This is a genomic window from Caballeronia sp. ATUFL_F1_KS4A (genome assembly GCF_023630905.1).
In the GTDB taxonomy this organism is placed as follows: Bacteria; Pseudomonadota; Gammaproteobacteria; order Burkholderiales; family Burkholderiaceae; genus Caballeronia; species Caballeronia zhejiangensis.
On the sequence record NZ_JALQEB010000008.1, the window covers coordinates 1 to 21,503 of the forward strand.

Annotated in this window: 17 protein-coding genes; 11 read left to right on the forward strand and 6 right to left on the reverse strand. The window is 63.7% G+C overall.

The window, feature by feature from the left end:
* Nucleotides 1-149 precede the first annotated feature (149 nt).
* The 4 genes from NCS03_RS07950 to NCS03_RS07965 all read right to left on the reverse strand — a co-directional run bounded on the left by NCS03_RS07950 (nucleotide 150) and on the right by NCS03_RS07965 (nucleotide 4,377).
* Nucleotides 150-1,433 (reverse strand): MFS transporter, encoded by a 1,284-nt coding sequence (locus NCS03_RS07950; RefSeq protein WP_008349482.1) that lies wholly within the window; start codon nucleotides 1,431-1,433, stop codon nucleotides 150-152.
* Between the two features lie 44 nt (nucleotides 1,434-1,477).
* Nucleotides 1,478-2,479 (reverse strand): sugar kinase, encoded by a 1,002-nt coding sequence (locus NCS03_RS07955; protein WP_008349480.1) that lies wholly within the window; start codon nucleotides 2,477-2,479, stop codon nucleotides 1,478-1,480.
* 56 nt (nucleotides 2,480-2,535) lie between these two features.
* On the reverse strand, nucleotides 2,536-3,345 hold the full coding sequence (locus tag NCS03_RS07960; RefSeq protein ID WP_051996656.1) for a sugar phosphate isomerase/epimerase family protein: 810 nt from the start codon (nucleotides 3,343-3,345) through the stop codon (nucleotides 2,536-2,538).
* Nucleotides 3,346-3,486: 141 nt separating this feature from the next.
* On the reverse strand, nucleotides 3,487-4,377 hold the full coding sequence (locus NCS03_RS07965; protein WP_250529038.1) for a LysR family transcriptional regulator: 891 nt from the start codon (nucleotides 4,375-4,377) through the stop codon (nucleotides 3,487-3,489).
* Between the two features lie 114 nt (nucleotides 4,378-4,491).
* Here NCS03_RS07965 and NCS03_RS07970 point away from each other — a divergent pair, with 114 nt between their 5' ends.
* The 4 genes from NCS03_RS07970 to NCS03_RS07985 all read left to right on the forward strand — a co-directional run bounded on the left by NCS03_RS07970 (nucleotide 4,492) and on the right by NCS03_RS07985 (nucleotide 10,269).
* Nucleotides 4,492-5,562, forward strand: a complete 1,071-nt coding sequence (locus tag NCS03_RS07970; protein ID WP_250529030.1) for a YeiH family protein — start codon at nucleotides 4,492-4,494, stop codon at nucleotides 5,560-5,562.
* 75 nt (nucleotides 5,563-5,637) lie between these two features.
* Nucleotides 5,638-8,568, forward strand: coding sequence for a molybdopterin oxidoreductase family protein (locus tag NCS03_RS07975; protein WP_250529031.1), 2,931 nt, complete (start codon nucleotides 5,638-5,640; stop codon nucleotides 8,566-8,568).
* A gap of 11 nt (nucleotides 8,569-8,579) precedes the next feature.
* A complete protein-coding gene (locus NCS03_RS07980; RefSeq protein WP_175982236.1) occupies nucleotides 8,580-9,311 on the forward strand; it encodes a 4Fe-4S dicluster domain-containing protein in 732 nt (243 codons plus the stop codon).
* A gap of 19 nt (nucleotides 9,312-9,330) precedes the next feature.
* On the forward strand, nucleotides 9,331-10,269 hold the full coding sequence (locus NCS03_RS07985; protein ID WP_250439804.1) for a dimethyl sulfoxide reductase anchor subunit family protein: 939 nt from the start codon (nucleotides 9,331-9,333) through the stop codon (nucleotides 10,267-10,269).
* 21 nt (nucleotides 10,270-10,290) lie between these two features.
* On the opposite strand, the gene NCS03_RS07990 is transcribed toward NCS03_RS07985, so the two are convergent.
* The gene (locus NCS03_RS07990; protein WP_250529032.1) at nucleotides 10,291-11,532 is read right to left on the reverse strand and encodes a cystathionine gamma-synthase family protein; all 1,242 of its coding nucleotides are present in this window, start codon (nucleotides 11,530-11,532) and stop codon (nucleotides 10,291-10,293) included.
* Between the two features lie 191 nt (nucleotides 11,533-11,723).
* Between NCS03_RS07990 and NCS03_RS07995 the strand changes: the two genes are divergently transcribed.
* From NCS03_RS07995 to NCS03_RS08025, 7 genes are all read left to right on the forward strand, one after another.
* Entirely contained in the window at nucleotides 11,724-12,458 is a 735-nt protein-coding gene (locus tag NCS03_RS07995) for a glutathione S-transferase (RefSeq protein ID WP_250529033.1), read from the forward strand.
* A 26-nt stretch (nucleotides 12,459-12,484) separates the two neighbouring features.
* Nucleotides 12,485-13,288: an aldo/keto reductase gene (locus NCS03_RS08000; RefSeq protein ID WP_250439806.1), complete on the forward strand. Its 804-nt coding sequence runs from the start codon at nucleotides 12,485-12,487 to the stop codon at nucleotides 13,286-13,288.
* A gap of 152 nt (nucleotides 13,289-13,440) precedes the next feature.
* Complete coding sequence (locus NCS03_RS08005) at nucleotides 13,441-15,177, forward strand: ClcB-like voltage-gated chloride channel protein (RefSeq protein ID WP_008349459.1); 1,737 nt, start codon at nucleotides 13,441-13,443, stop codon at nucleotides 15,175-15,177.
* A gap of 228 nt (nucleotides 15,178-15,405) precedes the next feature.
* Nucleotides 15,406-15,672, forward strand: a complete 267-nt coding sequence (locus NCS03_RS08010) for a hypothetical protein (RefSeq protein WP_008349457.1) — start codon at nucleotides 15,406-15,408, stop codon at nucleotides 15,670-15,672.
* A 39-nt stretch (nucleotides 15,673-15,711) separates the two neighbouring features.
* Entirely contained in the window at nucleotides 15,712-15,954 is a 243-nt protein-coding gene (locus tag NCS03_RS08015) for a DUF2795 domain-containing protein (protein WP_034473428.1), read from the forward strand.
* A gap of 504 nt (nucleotides 15,955-16,458) precedes the next feature.
* Entirely contained in the window at nucleotides 16,459-16,851 is a 393-nt protein-coding gene (locus NCS03_RS08020; protein ID WP_284504322.1) for a DUF2946 domain-containing protein, read from the forward strand.
* 162 nt (nucleotides 16,852-17,013) lie between these two features.
* Nucleotides 17,014-19,101 carry a TonB-dependent receptor family protein gene (locus NCS03_RS08025; RefSeq protein ID WP_250529034.1) on the forward strand — a complete coding sequence of 696 codons (2,088 nt, stop codon included), beginning with the start codon at nucleotides 17,014-17,016 and terminating at the stop codon, nucleotides 19,099-19,101.
* Between the two features lie 15 nt (nucleotides 19,102-19,116).
* Here the strand turns inward: NCS03_RS08025 and NCS03_RS08030 are convergent, their stop codons facing one another.
* Nucleotides 19,117-21,498, reverse strand: coding sequence for an AsmA family protein (locus NCS03_RS08030; protein ID WP_034473425.1), 2,382 nt, complete (start codon nucleotides 21,496-21,498; stop codon nucleotides 19,117-19,119).
* Nucleotides 21,499-21,503 lie beyond the last annotated feature (5 nt).

Genomic DNA, 21,503 nt, shown 5'->3' on the forward strand with positions numbered 1-21,503 from the left:
AACTCAACCCTTGACGCTCAATACAGTTGCTTTCTTTGCAGCAGCAAAGAAAGTGACTGCCGCCCCGCACAGGGGCAGTGCCAATAGACCGACACGACAACGGGATCCGGCGAAACCGAAAGCAAAAGCGAAAAGCGAAAGCAAAAACCTCAAGGCCTCACAACAACCCCAGCCCGAACCGCCGCCTGCGGCTTAACCGCCAGCGTAAGCCAAACAGCCATCAACAACGCGGCGCTCATGAAAACGTAAGAGGCAGAGGGCGATCCAGTAGCCCCATTCAAATACCCCACAAAATACGACCCGACGAACGACCCCAACGCCCCCATGCTATTGATGAGCGCCATCGCCCCCCCGGCGACATTCTTCGGCAGCAACTCCGGCACGATCGCAAAGAACGGCCCATAGGGCGCATACATCGCAGCCCCTGCGATCACGAGCAACGCATAAGAAGCCCAGAAGTTCGTCGACCCGAGAAGGTAGGAACCGGCAAACGCCACCGCGCCGATCAGCAGAAACGGCCACACAAAAGCCTTGCGTGCCTGAAGCTTGTCTGAGGCCCACGAAGCCAGCAGCATCGCGATGGTCGCCGCAAGATACGGCACCGCCGACAGCCAGCCCGTCTCGACCATCCCGAGCGTCGATCCGCTCTTGAGAATCGAAGGCAGCCACAGCACGAACCCATACACGCCGATGCTCCAGCAGAAATACTGCGCACACAGCTTGATCACCGCCGGCGACTTGAACGCCTCGCGATAGTTCTTCACCGGCTTGATCGCGGCCTGCTCGGCGCGCAAGGTCGCATCGAGATCGTTCTTTTCCTGATCCGTGAGCCAGCTCACCTGTGCGGGCTTGTCCTTCACGATGAACCACCAGATCACCGCCCACACCACCGCCGGCAAACCTTCCGCGATGAACATGTGGCGCCAGCCGAACGAGTTCACGAGATAACCGGATACGACCGACATCCACAGCACCGTCACCGGATTGCCGAGAATCAGAAACGTATTCGCACGCGAGCGCTCCGACTTCGTGAACCAGTTCGCGATGAAGACGAGCATCGCCGGCATCACCGCAGCCTCGACGACGCCGAGCACGAAGCGGATCGCCATCAATGAAGGGATATTGCTCACCATGCCCGTGAGCGTCGCGCAGCCGCCCCACAGCACGAGACTCCAGAACACGAGCTTCTTCACGCTGCGCCGTTCGGCATAGATCGCGCCCGGAATCTGGAAGAAGAAATAGCCGAGAAAAAACAGCGCGCCGATCAGCGAGGACAGTCCCTTGCTGATGCCCAAATCCTGATTGATGCCCGCCGCCGCCGCGAAACCGTAGTTGGCGCGGTCGAGATACGCGAGGCTGTACGTGATGAAGACGATCGGCATGATCGCCCACCAGCGGCGCACGGCCAGCGTGGGATTGGAAGAACTTTGCATGGTTGTCTCCGAACGCAATTCGGTTGAGTCTCGGTTGGTGGCTTTCAAGCCAGATCGAACGCGGCTTTGGCCGTCTTGTCGTTGGAATCCTGTGCTTCGAGCAGATCGAGCGCGGCGCGCGTCGGCAGTCCTTCGCTGTCGCCGATCACCTGAATCGCCAGCGCGCCGATGCGATTGCCGCGCGCGATCGCGTGACGCACATCGCGTCCCTCGAGCAGCGCGCTCACGACGCCGACCGCGAAGCCATCGCCCGCGCCGACCGTATCGACGACCTTCTCGACCGGCACGCCCGGCACGATGCCCTGCTCGCCGTCCGCCGTGCGGAAATACGCGCCGTGCGCGCCCAGCTTCACGACGACGCCCTTCGCTCCCCGATCGAGATAAAACGCGGCGATGTCCTCGGGCTTCGCATAGCCCGTCAGCGTCAATCCTTCGGACACCCCCGGCAGCACCCAGTCGGCGAGCGCGGCGAGCGCATTGAGCGATTCGGCCATCGCCTCGCGCGACGGCCACAGCGTCGGACGCAGATTCGGATCGAACGAGATCGTCTTGCCCGCTGCCCGCATTTCGCGGGCCATGTGGAACGCAAGCTCACGCGAGGTCGCCGAGATCGCGGGCGCCACGCCCGTCAGATGCAGATGACGCGCGCCGAGCACGTAATCGGCGGCGTAGTCGTCGAGCGACAAATGGCTCGCGGCCGAACCCTTGCGGAAATACTCGACGGCCGGATCGCTGCCGTCGTCGCACTTTCCTTTGAGCTGAAAGCCCGTCGGATAACGCTCGTCGATCGTCACACGGCGCGCGTCGATGCCTTCGGATGCGAGTACGTCGAGCACATAGCGCCCGAACGAATCGTTGCCGACGCGGCTCATCCAGCCCACCTTGAAACCAAGGCGCGACAAACCGATCGCGACGTTCAGATCCGCGCCCGCGACGCGCTTCGTGAATTGACCGGCCTTCGCGAGATCGCCGGTAACGGCGGCGACGAACATCGTCATCGCTTCGCCGTAAGTGACGACGTCGAGGACTTCAGGCTTGGCTTGCATGTCGGGTTCCTTTGCAGATGAATGCTGAATGCAAAATGCGTAATTCAAAGTGGCATTCAAAATGCCGCGATTCGTGCGACCTGGCGCGCCGCGTCGGCGTCGAGCGAACCGTCCGCGCCCGGAATGAACGGATATTCGATGCCGCGCGGCACATCGCCCGGCAACTGCGCGAGCAGCGTCGCGAAACGCGCGTCGCCGTTCGCGGGCGCGGCGGCAAAACGGCGCGCGCCCTCGCCCATCACCGCCTTGCAGTGCACATACGCGACGTGCGGCGCGAGGCGCTGCGCCGCGTCGAGCGGATCCTGCTCCGCCCAGTGCCAGTTTCCGGTGTCGAAAGTCATCGCGAGGCCGCTTCGCGCGGGCAGCGCGGCGAAGAGCGCATCGAACGCGCCGATCGTGCCGCCTGCCTTCAGTTGTCCGTTTTCGACGACCACGCGCGCTTTCGACGCGGCGATCGCCGACATCAGGCGATCGAGCGTGGCCGGATCGGTCGCGACACCACGCTCCGTGCCGCCCAGTTGCAGCTTGACGATGCGCGCGTCCATCGCCGCTGCCTCGTCGATGGCGAGCCGCAGCGAATCGAGATCGAGCGCGCCGTCGTCGCGGAACAGCGTCGCGGGCGTCGAATGGACCGCCCACAAGCCGTGCGCGCGAATCCGTGCGCCGAGCTGCGCGAGTGCATCGGGCTGCGAATCGGCGTCATCGGCGAACAACTCGCGACGCACTTCGAAGCCATCCGCACCCGCGCGCGCCGCGACCGCCGCCCACGCGGCGTGGCCATCGCGACGGATCGCATCGGCGCCGAACGCGCTCGCCACGATCACGACTTCTGCGCGCTTTTCATCGATGCGGGATTTTTGATTCACTCGCTTCTCACTATGAGTTTTGGCCTCGAAATTCCTCGGTGGAACCGGTTCCATAAACGATTTTCGAAAAGGACGCCGCAGCGCCCCTGTTTAGAACGAATGGTGCGTCAGACCGCCATCGACGCGCCATAGTGGAATTCCCTAGCCGATGAGACCCGGTTCCTCGCACAACTCCAGGAAACGCGCCGCGACGCGTGACGGCGTTGCCGCGTGCGGCAGCAGAATCGAAAAACGCCGCGTGAGCGGTCGCGGCGCGATACGCACGCGACGCAACGCGCTGTCCTCGTGGCGGATCGACATCGCCGATACGAAGCCGATGCCCATGCCCGCGCGCACCGCCTCCTTCACGCCCTCGACGCCCGCGATTTCCAGCGCGACGCGCATGGGCGCATCGCAATCGGCGAACGCGCGCTCGATGATCTGCCGCACGCCCGAGCCGGGCTCGCGCAGCACGAGCGGATGCTCGCTCAACTGATCGAGCGTGGCGGCATCGCGCCCGTCGGCAAGCGGATGACCATTCGGCAGGATCGCGACGATTTCGTCCTCGCGCCATGGTGTGACGGTGGTGCCGAGCGGCAGATCGTGTCCCGGCGCGCCTTCGACGAGCGCGATATCGAGCGAGCCGAGCGCAGCGACGATGTCGGCGGTATTGCCGTCGATGGTCGTCACGACGACTTCCGGAAAGCGCTTGTGAAACGCAGCGATCAGATACGGCAGCAAATAACTCGCGGGCGTCGTGCTCGCGCCGATGCGCAGCGTGCCGCGCTCCAGCCCGCGCAATGCGTCGCGCAGCGCGTGCGCCGCGCGAAATGTCTCGCGCAGGCGTTCCGCATGGCCGAGCAACTGGTCGCCGGCTGCGGTCAGGCGCACGCCGCGGCCATCACGCTGATAAAGCGGCTCGCCGAATTCCTCCTGCAGCAGGCGCAACTGCCCCGACACGGCGGGCTGCGACAAATGCAAGGCCACCGCCGCCCGGCTGATCTTGCCGTGCTCTGCGACCGTTGCGAACGTTATCAGTTGTTCCGGGGTCATCTGTTTCAAATATAAGGTGGTCCGATACTTCCCATTCTAAATCACGATTTTTCATATTCATATATCGAGAATAGGATTAGCCCATCGAGTCATCATCATCAAACGGGTTCATCCATGTCCACGGTTCAGTCCGCCCAAACGCTCGCGCCGGCCGCATCATCCAGACGCGGGCAACTCAACGGCATTCTCTTCGTCGCCTTGTTCGCCGCCGCCGTCACGCGCCTCGCTTCGCTGCCCGCTATCGCCGGGCTCGGCATCAGCCCGCTGATCGTCGGCATCGTCGCGGGCGCGATCTACGGCAATGCGCTGCGTCACGGCATGCCGGAAAGCTGGGCGGCCGGCGTCAACTTCTCCGCGCGCAAGCTGCTGCGCATCGCGGTCGCGTTCTTCGGGCTGCGCATCAGCCTTCAGGAAATCGCGCAAGTCGGCGTGTCGGGTTTCACGGTGTCGGTGCTGGTCGTGGTCAGCACGCTCGTCATCGGTACGTGGGCCGGCATGAAGCTGATGAAGCTCGATCGCGATACCGCACTCCTCACGGCAGCCGGCAGCGCGATTTGCGGCGCGGCCGCGGTGCTCGCGTTCGAATCGACGTTGCAATCGAAGCCGCACAAGAGCGCGATGGCGGTGGGCAGCGTCGTACTGTTCGGCACGCTCTCGATGTTCCTCTACCCGCTCGCGTTCAACGCCGGCTGGCTGCATCTCGATACGCTCGGCGCGGGCCTCTTTTTCGGCGGCACGATTCACGAAGTGGCGCAGGTCGTCGGTGCGGCGAGCAACGTCAGCCCGGAAGCGACGCATATCGCGACCATCGTCAAGATGACGCGCGTGATGCTGCTCGTGCCCGTGCTGCTCGTCATCGGTTTCTGGATCAGCCGCTCGCGCAACACGGCGGACGGCGCGGCGCAAGGCAACGGCAAGATCGCGATGCCCTGGTTCGCGCTCGGCTTTCTCGCGCTCGTCGTCGTGAATTCGCTGCACGTTCTGCCCGATGCCGCCACGAGCACGATCAACACGCTCGACACCTTCGCGCTCACGATGGCCATGACCGCGCTCGGCATGGAGACGCGCATCGCGCAGATCCGTCAGGCCGGCCCGCGTGCGCTTGCAACCGGCGCGATCCTGTATGCGTGGCTGGTCGGCGGCGGCCTCGCGATCACGCTCGGCGTCGAACGCCTCTTCGGCTGATCGATCGCCGATGCAGTGAAGTACCGAATCGCGCGAACGTCCCCGTCGCGCGATAACGCTTTAGAAGGAGCACTCATGGAACACGGCGCTCGTACCCAGAACGAGAAGCTCGATGTCAAGACCACGACGTGCTACATGTGCGCGTGCCGTTGCGGCATCCGCGTGCATCTGCGCGACGGCGAAGTCAGATACATCGACGGCAATCCGAACCATCCGCTCAATCAAGGCGTGATCTGCGCGAAAGGCGCGTCGGGCATCATGAAGCAGTATTCGCCCGCACGCCTCACGCAGCCGCTGATGCGAAAACCCGGCGCACTGCGCGGCGAAGCGCAGTTCGAGCCGGTCTCGTGGGAGCTCGCGCTCGATACGCTCGAAAAGCGTCTCGCACACCTGCGCGCCACCGATCCGAAAAAATTCGCGCTCTTCACCGGACGCGACCAGATGCAGGCGCTGACCGGCCTCTTCGCGAAGAACTTCGGCACGCCCAACTACGCGGCCCACGGCGGCTTCTGCTCGGCGAACATGGCCGCGGGCATGATCTATACGATCGGCGGCTCGTTCTGGGAATTCGGCGGCCCGGATCTCGACCGCGCGAAGCTCTTCTTCATGATTGGCACGGCGGAGGATCATCACTCGAATCCGCTCAAGATCGCGATATCGAAATTCAAGCGCGCGGGCGGACGCTTCATCGCGATCAATCCGGTCCGAACGGGCTACGCGGCCATCGCCGACGAATGGGTGCCGATCCGCCCCGGCACAGACGGCGCGTTTTTCATGGCGCTGATCCACGAACTGATCGCCGCCGACGCCTACGATCACGAATTCGTCACGCGCTATACGAACGGGGCCGAACTGCTCGATATGAACGAAGCGAGCGACACGTTCGGCCTTTTCGTGAAGGACGAAAGCGCGGCCGAATCGAATCCGCTCTTTCCGCAGAATCATCTTTGGTGGGACACGAAGACGAATCGCGCGGTCGCGCATCATGCCGACGATGCCGCGCCCGCGCTCGATGGCCGCTACACGCTCGACGACGGCACGAGCGTCGCGCCCTCCTTCGCCTTGCTGCGCGAGCAGGTCGCGACGTGCACGCCGGAATGGGCCGCGGACATCACCGGTATTCCCGCCGCGACGATCGAACGCCTCGCCGCCGAAATGATCCAGACGAGCCGCGATCACAAGATCACGCTGCCGATTCAATGGACCGATTGTTGGGGCAGGAAGCACGACACCGTGACGGGCAACCCGATCGCCTTTCACGCGATGCGCGGTCTCGCCGCGCACTCGAACGGCTTCCAGTCGATCCGCGCGCTCGCCGTGCTGATGTCGCTGCTCGGCACGATCGACCGTCCGGGCGGTTTCCGGCACAAGTCGCCGTTTCCGCGCGCGGTGCCGCCATCGGCGAAACCGCCGAATCACCCCGATCAGGTGAAGCCGAACACGCCGCTCGCGAGCGGGCCGCTCGGCTGGCCCGCCGCGCCGGAGGACCTCTTCATCCACGACGACGGCACGCCGGTTCGCATCGACAAGGCGTTCTCGTGGGAATATCCGCTCGCGGTGCACGGCGTGATGCACAGCGTCATCACGAACGCATGGCGCGGCGATCCGTACCCCATCGACACGCTGATGATCTTCATGGCCAACATGGCATGGAACTCGTCGATGAACACGATGGAAGTGCGCAACATGCTCGCCGACAAGCACGGCAACGGCGAATACAAAATTCCGTTCATCGTCGTGTGCGATGCGTTCCAGTCGGAGATGACCGCATTCGCCGATCTCATCCTGCCCGACACGACCTACCTCGAACGACACGACGCAATGTCGATGCTGGACCGCCCGATCTCCGAGTTCGACGGTCCCGTCGATTCCGTGCGCGTGCCGGTCGTGCCGCGCACCGGCGAATGCCGTCCGTTCCAGGAAGTGCTCGTCGAGCTCGGCAGCCGCCTGAAGCTGCCCGCGTTCACGACGCCCGAAGGCACGCGCAAGTATCGCGACTATCCGGATTTCATCGTCAATCATCAGACGGCGCCGGGGTCGGGCGTGGGCTTTCTGATCGGCTGGCGCGGCAAGGACGGCAAGGACGCGCTCGTCGGCGAGCCGAATCCGAATCAATGGGAAGAGTACGCAAAGCACGATTGCGTCTACCACTACACGCTGCCCCAAGAGCTGCAATACATGCGCGGCCAGAACGGGCCGTACCTGCAATTCGCCGTCGATAAAGGTTTTCGCAAGTTCAACGAGCCGATCCTGATCCAGCTCTATTCCGACGTGATGCAGAAGTTCCGCCTCGCCGCGCAGGGTCGCACGAAAGGCCGGCAGCCGCCGGAACACTTGCGCGCGCGCATCGAGGAATATTTCGATCCGCTGCCCTTTTGGTACGCGCCGCTGGAACTCGATACGACCGATCTCGCGCAGTATCCGCTCGCGGCCGTCACGCAGCGCCCGATGGCGATGTATCACTCGTGGGACTCGCAGAACGCGTGGCTGCGGCAGATTCACGGCGAGAACCTGTTGTACATGAATCCGCGCATGGCGAAGGCGAACGGCATCAAGGACGGCGGCTGGATTTACGTCGAATCGCAATGGGGCAAGGTGCGCTGCATGGCGCGCTATAGCGAAGCCGTCGAGCCCGGAACGGTGTGGACGTGGAACGCGATCGGCAAGGCATCGGGCGCGTGGAGCCTCGGTCCCGACGCGAACGAATCGCAGCGGGGCTTTTTGCTCAATCACCTCATCACGGATGAGCTTCCTGCGTCCGCGCGCGAAGGCCTGCGCTTTTCGAACTCCGATCCGATCACCGGACAAGCCGCGTGGTACGACGTGCGCGTGCGCGTCTATCCCGCCGAAAGCGATGCCGACCACACGCTGCCGCAATTCGCGCCGATGCGTCCATCGCCCGGCATGACGGGATCGGTTCAACGCGTCGTGCAGACGTACTTCGCCGGACGCGGCGAGTTCGCGGCGCGCTTGCGCAACGCCATCAAGCGCGACGTAAAAAACTGAAGGAGACCGGCATGACTCAAATGGCCCTCGTGATCGATCTGAACGTCTGCGTCGGCTGCCACGCCTGCGTGACGAGCTGCAAGGAATGGAACACGTCCGGCGAAGCTGGCAGTCTCGCGGATCAGCGCCCGTACGACGCCGATCCGTCCGGCACCTTCTTCAACCGCGTGCAGACGTATGAAGCCGGCGAATTTCCGCTCGCCGATACGATCCACTTTCCGAAGTCGTGCCTGCACTGCGAGGATCCGCCGTGCGTGCCCGTCTGTCCGACCGGCGCGAGCTACAAGCGCAAGGAAGACGGACTCGTGCTCGTGGACTTCGACAAGTGCATCGGCTGCAAGTACTGCGCGTGGGCGTGTCCGTACGGCGCGCGCGAGCTCGACGAAGCGCGCAAGGAGATGACGAAGTGCACGCTGTGCGCCGATCGCATCTACAACGAGGCGCTGCCCGAGCGCGATCGCAAGCCGGCGTGCGTGCTCGCGTGTCCGACGTCGGCGCGGCTCTTCGGCGATATCCACGATCCCGAGTCGGTCGTGTCGAAGGCGATCGAGGAGCGCGGCGGCTATCAGTTGATGCCCGAATGGGACACGAAGCCCGCGAATCATTATTTGCCGCGTCGTCCCGTCAATGCGTGCAGCAGCGGCGGCGGCTCGTGCGGCTGTCAGTCTCAAGACGCCGAAGCGCCGGACGCACCCGGAGCGCACGGCGAACTCAATCTCGCGTCGATGGCCGTGCGCGTCTGACTTTCATCGGAGCTCGAACATGAAACCCGCGTTTTCCGTCGTTTTTCTCACGACATTGAGCGGCGCCGCGCAAGGCTTGCTGATTGCGCTCGTCGGTGTCGAAGCGTGCGCGAAGCTCGGTCTGATCGACGCGCCTTCGCAACTGTTCTTCATCCTCGGCGCGGCGTTGTCGGTCGTGCTCGGCGGGCTGGGCCTCGTCGCATCGTTTTTCCATCTCGGGCATCCCGAGCGGGCGTGGCGCGCCATCGCGATGTGGCGTACGTCGTGGCTGTCGCGCGAATGCTTGTGCCTGCCCGCGTTCCTCGGATGCGCCGCGTTGTACGGCTTCGCGCACTGGCTCGGCGCGCCGTGGTCGCTTGCCCTCGGCGTGATCGGCGTGATCGCGTCGGCGGCGCTTTTCGTCTGCACCGCGATGATCTACGCATGCCTGCGCTTCCTGCAGGAATGGGCGACGCCGCTCACGATGGTCAACTTCGTGCTGCTCGGCTGCGCATCGGGATTCACGCTGGCGACCGCGTGCGCCGCGTGGCTCGCGCCGTCGCTGGCGGCGGGTCTCGCCGCTTGTGCGTGCACGTTGACGCTCGCGGGCTGCGCGACGCGCGTCGCCGCGCTCAAGCGCAATGCGAAGCTGCGGCCAAAATCGACCGTGCAGAGCGCGACCGGCATCAAGGGGCCGAACGTCGTGCAGAAGTCGCGGGGCTTCACGGCGGGCGCGTTCAATCTGCGCGAGTTCTTTCACGGACGCTCGGCGCAGGCGATCGCGCGCATCAAGTGGACGTTTCTCGTCGGCGCGTTCGCCGTGCCCTTCGTGCTGATGCTGCTCGGGATCGGTGCGCAATCGGTCGCGCTCTTCTGCCTCGCGTGCGTCACGCAGTATCTCGGGCTCGTCGCCGAGCGATGGTTCTTCTTCGCCGAAGCGCGCCATCCGCAGAACATTTACTACGCGCGCGCCTCGTAGTGCGCGAGGCGCGCACCAAGGTCATGCCGCGAGCTTGAGCGCCTGCTCGAAATCGGCGATCAGATCGTCGATATCTTCGATGCCCGCCGAAAGCCGCAGCATGCCGTCGGAAATGCCCATCGACTTGCGCACTTCGGGGCCGGCTTCGAAGAAGATCGTCGGCGCAACGGGAATGATGAGCGTGCGCGTGTCGCCGAGGCCCGTCGCCTTGACCGGCAACTGCAGCGCGTTGACGACATCGATCATGCGGTCTGCGCGGCGCAACTCGAACGACAGCAGCCACGACGCACCCTTGAACAGCGCCTGCGCGATCTCGTATTGCGGATGACTCTTCAATCCCGGATAAAACACGCGCCCGATGGCCTCGTGCTTCTCCAGATACTGGGCGAGCGCGAGCGCGTTCTCGCTGCACTTCGCGACGCGCAGGGCGAGCGTTTCCGCGCCCATCGCGATGGAATGCGCCTGCTCCGACGACAGCGACGCGCCCATGTCGCGCAGCCCTTTCTTGCGGACTTGCAGCAAGCCCTGCTCTTTGGATGGCGATTTGCGGTAATCATCGGCGATGTTCGGATAGGCGCTCCAGTCGAAGAGGCCCGTGTCCGTCACCGCACCGCCGAGCGCCGCGCCATGACCCGCGATGGTCTTCGTCAGCGAATTGACGACGAGGCTCGCGCCGACCGCCTTGGGCCGGAACAGCGCCGGCGACGTGATCGTGTTGTCGACGACATACGCGAGGCCGCGCTCGCGGCACAACGCGCCGATGCCTTCGAGATCGGGAATCTGCGTGCCGGGGTTCGCGATGGTCTCGACGAACACCATGCGCGTATCCGGCTTGATCGCGTTCGCGACGTTCTCGGCGGAAGTTGCATCGACCATCGTCACTTCGATGCCGAGCGTGCGCAGCGTGCCGAACAGGCTGTTGGTGTTGCCGAAGACGTAGCGGCTCGATACGAGATGATCGCCCGCGCGCAGCAAGGTCAGGAAAATGGCGGTGATTCCCGCCATGCCGGTGCCGAAGCAGATCGAGCCGATGCCGTCTTCGAGGCTCGTGATCTTGCGTTCGAGCGCGGCGGTGGTCGGCGTGCCCTGACGCGCGTAGTTGAAACCGCCTTTCTTCGTGCCCTGGAAGACGCCGATCAGATCTTCCACGCGCTCGAATCCGTACTGAACCGATGTGTGGATCGGCTGGCGCACGCCGCCGTGCTCGCCGCCCGCGTTTCTGTCGCCGTGAACGATGCCTGTGGTGAAGCCTTGCTTGTTCATCTCTTCTCCGCTACTCGAAAACGCAAAACATCGATTTTGCACGATTCGCGACGAGTCATGGCATCGCCGCGCGACGGGAACGCGTGTTGCTCGTCCGCCTCTTCGTTCGCGCGTTTCCCGCCGAACGTCAAAAACGCGCACACTCACGCTTCGCCGCCGATGCGGCATGCCCCGACGAGGAGCCCTTTCTCATGGCTTACGAACTCTACTATTGGGACGGATTGCAGGGCCGAGGCGAATTCGTCCGGCTCGCGCTCGAAGATGCGGGCGCCGAATATATCGACGTCGCGCGCGAATCGAAGAACAGCGGCTACGGCATGGACGCGATGATGAAAGTCCTGAACAGCAAGACTGAGCCGCATATTCCGTTTGCGCCGCCGTTTCTCAGGGACGGCGAGCTGATGGTCCCGCACGTCGCGAACATTCTTCTTTATCTCGGGCAGAAGCTGAACCTCGCGCCGAAGGACGAGGGCCTGCGCTACGTCGCGCACGGCCTGCAACTGACGATCGCGGATTTCGTCGCCGAAGTGCACGACACGCATCATCCGCTCGCGACCGATCTCTATTACGAAGATCAAAAGGACGCGGCGAAAATCCGCACGCAGAATTTTCTGGACAAGCGCGTGCCGAAGTTCATGAAGTACTTCGAGCGCGTGCTTGCGCAGAACCCGCACGGCGATACGCAGATGATCGGCGATACGGCGACTTACGTGGATCTGTCCATCTTCCAGATCGTCGATGGCCTGCATTACGCCTTTCCGCGCGCGATGAAGGAGTTCGGCGCGCAGTATCCGCGCGTGGCCGCGATTCATGATGCGGTGCTGCAACGGCCGAACATCGCGGCTTACGTCGATTCGGAACGGCGCATCCCGTTCAACGAATCGGGCATTTTCAGGCACTATCCCGAACTCGATCAGGACGCTTGAAACCTCGACACTCACCAGGAGCCAGCATGGTAGAAACGATTCCTTCATTCGGTCTCGGCACGTTTCGCGTCGATGCCGCGAAGACCACGAACGCGGTGAAGAGCGCATTGCAGCTCGGTTATCGCCATATCGACACCGCGCAGTACTACAACAACGAAGCGGCCGTCGGTCAGGGCGTGCGCGAATCGGGCGTGGCGCGCGACGATATCTGGGTAACGACGAAAGTCTGGTGGGAACGGCTCTCGCACGACGCGCTCGTCGCGAGCCTGAAGGACAGTCACGCGAAGCTCGACATCGGCACGATCGATCTCGCGCTCGTGCACTGGCCGTCGCCCGACGGCGCGGTGCCGATCGCCGAAACGCTCGCGGCGATGCAGGAAGCGCAGAAGCTCGGGCTGATTCGCCATTACGGCGTGTCGAATTTCACCGCGCCGTTGCTCGAAGAAGCGCTGAAGGCGCCGGGCGGCGACGCGATCGTCACGAATCAGATTGAAGTGAGCCCGTTTCTCGCGAACCGCGCGCTCGTCGATGCGACGCAAAAGCTCGGCGTGAAAGTGACCGCGTACATGCCGCTCGGCGAAGGGCGCGCGCATACGGACGCGACGCTCAAGGCGATCGCCGGGAAGCATGGCGCGACGCCCGCGCAGGTGACGTTCGCGTGGCTGCTTTCGCGCGATATCGTGGTGCTGTCGGCATCGACGAATCCGGAGCATCAGAAAGCCAACTGGGACGCGCAGAAACTGAAGCTCGACGCCGACGACATCGCGAAAATCGATGCGCTCGACGAAGGCAAGCGCAATGCGAATCCGCCGTTCGCGCCGAAGTGGTGACGCGCGATTGCTCCGACGAAGCCCGGCCAGGCGTGCCGGGCTTTTTTTCGACCCTGACGAACGCGTTTCGACGTCCGCAGCGCCGCCCTGCAATGCTATCCTTGCGAGTCCCTTATTCCATTTTCTTCTAAGCATTCCACGATTTCGCAAAAGTGCTCTCCTTTCTGCTCAAGCTCCGTACACGCGCCCAACGGCTTTTCCGTCTGTCGGACTCGCATACGATGCTCGTCTGGGCGGTGGTCGTCGGCGTGGCCGGTGCTTTCGCCACCTCCGTCTTTCGCGAAGGCATTGAGATCCTTCAGCGGCTCCTCGGCAATCATTCGGAAGGTCTCGTCGCGCTCGCGCAAAGCCTGCCCTGGCCCGTGCGCGTGCTGTTGCCCGCCGTGGGGGGTCTCATCGCGGGCGTCTGCCTGCTGATCGCCCGCAAGCGCGCGAGCAAGAATGCGAGCACGGACTACATGGAAGCCGTCACCATCGGCGATGGCGTCGTGCCCGTCTGGCAAAGCGTATGGCGCAGTTTGTCGTCGCTCATCACGATTTCGAGCGGCGGCTCGATCGGTCGCGAAGGGTCGATGGTGCAACTCGCCGCCCTGGTGTCGTCGCTGATCGGGCGCTGGGTGCACTTCGATCCGCCGCGCCTGCGTCTGCTCGTCGCGTGCGGCGCGGCGGCCGGAATCACGTCGGCGTACAACGCGCCTATCGCCGGCGCGTTCTTCGTCACCGAACTCGTGCTCGGCTCGATGGCGATGGAAAGCTTCGGCCCGATCGTCGTCTCGTCGGTCGTCGCCAACATCACGATGCGCGAGTTCGCCGGCTACAGGCCGCCGTACGAGATGCCGGTGTTCCCGACCGTCACCGGCATCGAAGTGCTGCTCTTCGTCGTGCTCGGACTGCTCTGCGGCACGCTCGCGCCGCACTTCCTGCGGCTGCTCGCCGAATCGAAAAAACGCTTCTCGACCTTGCCCCTGCCCTTGCCCGTGCGCCTCGCGCTGGGCGGGCTGATCGTCGGCGTGATATCGATCTGGTGGCCCGAAGTCTGGGGCAACGGTTACGAAGTCGTGAACTCGCTGCTGCACGAACCGTGGACCTGGACCGCGCTGCTCACCGTGCTCGTCTTCAAGATCATCGCGACGGCGGCCACCGCCGGTTCGGGCGCGGTCGGCGGCATCTTCACGCCGACGCTCTTCGTCGGCGCGGTGCTCGGCTGTCTTTACGGCATCGGCGTGCATTCGATCTGGCCGGACTCCACGTCCGCGCCCTTCGCCTACGCGATGGTCGGCATGGGCGCGTTTCTCGCCGCGGCCACGCACGCGCCGCTCATGGCCATCCTGATGATCTTCGAGATGACGCTGTCGTATCAGGTCATGCTGCCGCTAATGGTTTCGTGCGTGATCGCGTACTTCATCGCGCGCACGTCCGAGCAGACGTCGATGTACGAAGTCACGCTGCGGCGCACGCGTGAAGAGAAAGAGCGCCTGCGTCTCGCCGCGACGCAGATGCGCGAGCTCGTCAAGCCCGCCGATACCGTCGTGCCGCTGTCCGCGAACATCAAGGACATGACGCGCGTGTTCCTCGAATATCCGGTGAAGTATCTGTACGTCGTCGATGACGCCGGGCGCTTTCAGGGGGTGGTGGCGCTGAAGAACATCACGTCGGATCTGCTCGACGACAAGACCTGCGCATCCAAAACCGCCGCGGATTATCTTCAGCCGGAATTCGACGTGCTCACGCCCGACATGTCGCTCGGCGAAGCACTGCAGCACTTCCTCGCGTTCCAGGGCGAACGCCTGCCGGTCATCGAAAAAAAGACGCAGCCGTTGCTGCTCGGCGTCGTGTACAAAACCTCACTTCTGGACGCATACTTCCGTCTGAACCCGACGTCGCGCTGAAACTGCGCAGCCGTGCAATTTCGCGGCGCGTCACGCTTCGCGTGCGCGCGTTTCGCGCGGGTCGGATCGACTTCACAATTCACTCGAAGTATGTCTGCGCGACGCCCACTCGTCGCGCCCGTGTGCGCGGCGCTGTCATGGTCCGAGCGCACGGCGGGTGGCGGAAATATCCATCGGCATAGGCTTTGCTTGGTCTTTTCTGCTGCCTACGTGAGGAGGGGTTGCCCGATGAAGACCTCAACGTTGTTGTCGATGGCTCTGGTTTCTGTCTCGTGCTATGCCGCGCCGCTGCACACGAGTTCGACCGACGAATCCACCGCCGCCATTGCCGCGACGCGCGCCGCGCTGCGCGTGAACGCCGCGCCCGTATCGCCGCCCGCGCCCGAAGTCGCGGCGCAGGATCTCGATCACGCGCGCTGGCGTCATGTGCCGCTGCCGAAATCGCGCACGCCGAGTCACGGCATGGCGAGCCAGACGATTCAGGTCCAGACCTGACGCGCCTCCTCATTCACTGACTCGACACCGGACCTCGGAATGACCGACACGCACGCAAAACACGCCTTGAACGACGAGCCGATCGACAACGAGATCGCCCAGGTATTACGTCTCGTGAAGTACCCCGCCAACAAGGACGCGATCGTCGATGCGGCGCGCGAGGCGGGCGTATCCAACGACGTCATCACCGTGTTCGACGGCCTGCCCGAGCAGGACTACACGGACGCGAATTCGGTCGAACAACTGCTGGGCAGCAACGGCGGTCCCGGAATTTCGATCTGAACCTGGCGCGCGGCACGATCGCGATGCACGCGCTCGCCCGTCTTCGATCAGGTCGTACAAATCTTTATTCATCAAAGACTTAACGCGTCTACGCGAGGCTTTTCAACACTGCTGTCCACAGAAATTGTGGATAAGTCGGGCATCGCATCGATGTCGCGCGCGCGAGCGAAAAAGTGGCGCGATGCGCGTCGCGCGGGGATTTCAGCGCGAAATCAAGAAACTAGATGAGTCGCCAAGCGGTTTTCCACAGCCCTTTCCCCGTGCGCTGGGGATAAGTTATGCAAAGCCCGATTCGCATTGATGCAACCTGAAGCGCGCATGACTTTTCCTTCGGCATCAGTCATTTAGCAGACTTTTAGGCGCGTTTTCAACAGGGTGCTCCCCAATTGATGGGGACAACATGTCCGCGCGCTGATGGGGAAAATTTATGTCCGCTTTGCTTTGTAATACAAAGTAAGCGGGTGGCATAATCCCGCCACTCGGGATTTGCAAATCTTCGTCCTCATGCGCAGTCGCTTCCATCAACGAACGGGTTCACTGCTGGCATTGCTCGCAATGCTGCTGATCACGTTCGCGCCGATGGTCTCGCAACTGATCGCCGCCAGCGCGCATGCCGACGAACTCACCGCCGAGCTCTGTTCGGCGCATGCGTCGACAGTCGAGCGTTCGGGCGGTCATCATTCGACGCATTCGACAGACACGCTCGCGCATCTCGACGACCAGGCTTGCGGCTACTGTCACTTCTTCGCGCACGCGCCCGCCATCTCCGATGCACGCGCCCCCGCAGCGCTCGACGTTCCTGCACGCCGCAGCGTCGCGGTCGCGCGGATTCGCATCGAGCGTCCCGCGCCTCCTTTCACCACTGCGCAGCCTCGCGCCCCTCCGGTTCTCGTCTGATTTCGTTCTAACGGATCGATTGCCTTTCGCGGCATCGAACGGCGCCGCGCGTCCATCGCGTCGCGCCGCGCTCATTCATCACGAATTCGAAGAAGAACCATGCTCACTTTCAGCAAGGGGCGGCGTCGTGCCGTCCGCACACGCAGAAGCGAGGACGCTGCCATGAAGCGACTCGCCCGACAACGCGCCCTCATGACGGGCCTCACCGCGCTCGCCGCGACCCGCGCATTCGCGCAGGCCGAACCCGCGACGCTTCCCGCCGTCATCGTTCAAGGACAGGCGCAACATTCGCTGACATCGCAAAACGTCGCCGATCAGAAGCGCACGCTCGACGCGACGGTCGGCTCGGTCGGCTTCGTCGATAGCGCCGATTACCAGAACACCTACGCCTTCACGTTGCGCGACGTCCTCAAGAACGTGCCCGGCGTTTTCGTGCAGAACCGCTACGGCCAGGAGTTGCGCCTCTCGATTCGCGGCTCGGGCCTCGCGCGCGGCTATCACACGCGCGGGCTGGAGATACTGCAGGACGGCATCCCGACCAATCTCGCCGATGGCAGCGGCGACTACTATCAGATCGACCCGCTCGCGCTGCAATCCGTCGATGTCTACAAGGGCGGCAACGGCCTCGCGTACGGCTCGTCGATGATGGGCGGCGCGATCGATTTCGTCACGCCTTCCGCCTACACCGCCGATGCGCCGAACATCGTGCGGCTCGAAGGCGGCAGCTTCGGCACGATCCGGGGCAGCGCGCAGTTTTCGCGCGTGATGGGTCCGCTGGATTTCATCGGCACGTTCTCGGTGAATCATGCGGACGGTTATCGCGATCACGAGCGCGGCCAGTACGAGCAGTTCAACGCGAATATCGGCTATCGATTCTCGCCGGATGTGGAGACGCGCTTCTATCTCGGCGCGTATGTCGTCGATCAGCAGCTTCCCGGCACGCTCTCGCTTTCCGACGCGCTCAACAATCCGACGAAGGCATCCGCGAGCGCGCTGGCGGGCGATCAGGCGCGCGATACGCGCACCGAGCGCATCGCCAACAAGACGACCGTCAAGCTCGATGTCGGGCAGCTCGATATCGTCACATGGGCAATCCACAAGAGTCTGTATCACCCGATCTTCCAGGTCATCGATCAGGACGGCTGGACCTACGGCATCGCGCCGCGCTATACCGCGACGTTCAACGTGAGCGGGATGCGCAACGATGTCATCGCGGGCGCGCGTTTCTTCGGCGGCAACACGCAGGCGCGGCAGTACGTGAACGTGTCGGGCAACGAAGGCGCGCAAACGCTCGATTCGACGCAAAGCGCCTACAACTACGAGGCGTACGTCGAAGACCGTCTGTTCTTCCTGCCGACCGTCGCGCTGATGGCCGGCTTCAAGGCGTTGCGCGACGTGCGCAAGTATGTCGATCACGGCGGGCTCGCGGCCGATCCGAACTACAAGTCGGCTAGCGAGACATTCAGCGGCGTGAATCCGAAGCTCGGGTTGATGTGGCAGCCGAATCGCGACATCCAGGCGTATGTGGACATTACGCGCAGCCAGGACGTGCCGGATTTCGGCGATCTCACGCAGACCTTTTCGAGCACGACGCAATTCACGCCGCTCACGTCGCAGCATGCGTGGACGCTCGAGCTCGGCACGCGCGGCACGCGCGATCGCGTGAGCTGGGACGTCACCGCGTATCGCTCGCTCGTGCGCGACCAGTTGCTTCAGTACACGACGAATCCCGACATACCGGCATCGACGTTCAATGCGAACAAGACGGTGCTGCAGGGCATCGAAGCCGGCGTATCGGTCGATGTGTGGCGCGACGTCACGCACGCGGGCGCGGGCGACAGGATCACGCTGTCGGGCTTGTGGAACCTGAGCGATTTCCGCTTCAAGGACGATCCGCAGTACGGCAACAACCGCATCGCGGGCGTGCCGGTGAACGTGTTGCGCGCCGTGCTCGGCTATGCGCGGCCGAACGGCTTTCACATTTCCGCATCCGTCGACTGGGTGCCGGCGGGCGCGTGGGCCGACGACGCCAACACGTTGCGCGTGCCGGGCTATACGCTCATCGGCGTGCAGGCGGGGATAGATTTTCGCAACGGCCTCTCGGTGTTTCTCGACGCGCGCAATCTGACCAACAAGCGCTACGTGAGCGACATCAGCACGATCGCGGATGCGCGCACCGCGTCGTCGACCGCGATCTTCTATCCGGGCGAAGGCCGCAGCATCTTCGCGGGCGTGCGCTACGCGTTCTGAGCGCGCGGCGGCGACTTAGCTGCCGCGATACTGCGCGGCGCTGGCGGGCGCCGGCGCCGCCGGCTTCTTCGCGTCCTTGTCCTTGGACTTGGCCACGCCGGTCGCCGCCGCATCCGACGACATGTACGCCGGCGCCGCCTTCGCCTTCTGCTTCTGCCCTGCGGGCGGCGCGGTCGGCGCTTTGCCGATATCGGCGAGCATCTGCTGGCAAGGCAGCGGCTTGTTGTTGCTCGGCGCGATGAGCGGAATCAGCGCCGCGAACGGATTGATGAGACCGAGACCCACGGCGGCCGCGCCGCGCAGCGCGAGCACCGGACTCACGCCGACGTGCGGATCCTTGAACGTGCCCTTCACGTACAGCGGCGAGCGCAGGGAGAAAATGCGCAGGCCCTTCGTGTGCGGATGGATGCCGAGATCCATGTCCTCGGTCTTCAGATTGATCGTGCCGTCGACATTGATGACGGCATCGTCGGTATCGAGCGCGAACACGCGCGAATCGAGCACGCCGTCGGTCACGACGAAATCCGCCGCCGCGCAGTTGATGTTCACGTCGCGCTTGCCGAAGAGCTTCTCGTAGACCACGTTCGCCACGTTCAGCCCCGCCGCCTCCATATACAGACGGCTCACGGTGCCTTCCGTGATGAGCGCCTTCACCTCGCCGTTCGATGTCGCCGCGAGCGCCGCGGGCGAATTGCCGGTCGCGGAAAGCGCGGCGTCGCCGTTGACCTCGCCGAGCGCGGATTGCATCGTCTTCACGGTCGGGAACAGCTGCTTGAGCTTCAGATGCCGCGCCTGCGCGGACACGCGGCCCTTGAGCGGCGCGGCGCTGCCGTCGAGATGAATGTTCGATGCGAGCGAGCCGCCCGCCACGCCGAACTTGAGCGGCTCGAACGACAGCACGCCGTCGTTCATGATGACGTGCGTGTACAGATCGGTGATCGGCAGATCAGGATCCTTGATGATGCGCTGGCCGGTGAACTTGACGTCGGCATCGATGGCCTTCCAGCGATCGGTCTTGAACTCTTCGGTCGGCAGCGCCTTCGACGACGGCTGCTTCTCCGTCTCGCCGCGCTTCGCCTTGCTCGCGTTCGAATCGGCACCGATGATCGGCGCGAGATCCTTGAACTGCAGCAGATGCGACACGAGCTCGCCCTTCAGGAGCGGACGCGGCTTCTTGCCCGCATAGACGAGCGAACCGTTGATATCGCTGCCGCCGACGCGCCCGGTGAAGTTCTCGTAGTGGAACACGTTGCCGTCCTCGCGGAACTGGCCGGTCAGACGCCCTTCGGTCGCGAACGGCGGCGTTTCGGGCAAGGTCACGCCCGTGAACGGATACAGATGCGCCATGCTCACCGCCTGAACCCACAGGCGCAGATCGAGCGCGGCCAGATGCGCCGGATCGGTCACGGTGCCGACGAACGCGATATGCGTGTCGCCGAGGCGCACGTCGGCCTGAACCGGGAACGGGCGCTTCGCGTCCTGCACGGCGAGCACGCCGCCGAGCTTGCCTTCGCCCGAAACCTTGCCGTTGTTGTACGTGCCCTTCACGGTCCAGCCGAATGCGTACGGCGGAATCGGCGGTTTCGGGCCTTCCTTGGTCGTGATGCTGGTATTGGCCGACGTGCTCGCCGGATTCGGCGCCGATGCGTTCGCCGCAGCCGCCGCCGATGCAGCCGACGCCGCCGACGCTTCCGAGGCCGCGGCCGCATCCGCTTGTTTGTTGAGCTTCGCCGCGCCGCTCTTGCCGACCATTTCCGCCGACGACTTCGCCGACGCCGCTTCCTGCTGCTTCATCACCTCGCCGATCGGCACGGCCTGGCCGAGCGTATCGATGACGACCTGCATCTCGGCCTTCGTGACTTCATCGTGGATATCGACGGTGCCCTTCGCGAGTGAAATATCGCCGAGCTTGAGATTCCAGGTCGACGGCTCGGTCGATTGCTTGAACTTGAACGTCCAGTTATTGCGATTGTCCTTGAGCCGCTCGACATCGATCGACGGATTCACGAGATTGATCGTCGGAATCACGATGTCGTGCGCGAGCAGCGGCAGCACTTCGACCTGGAAGTCGATTTCATCGAGCGTGGCGAAGTGCTGCTGGCGCGCCCAGTCCGGATTCGCGATCGTGATTTTTTCAGCGGAGAAGCGCGGCCACGGCACCCAGCGTTTCCAGCCCGTCTCGTTTGGCGGACGCTGCCAGCCGACTTTCAGATCGCCGGTGATTTCGAAGCGGCGGCCGATTGCTTCCGATACCTTGTCGTCCACCCAGGGCCGCAGCCGGTTCCAGTCGAACGTCAGAAAAATGACCACCAGTATTGCGATCAGAACCGCCAGAACGGCAAAAATCCATGCGACGATCCTTCCGATTTTTTTTCCGGTCGTTCGGGCCTGCGCCATGACGG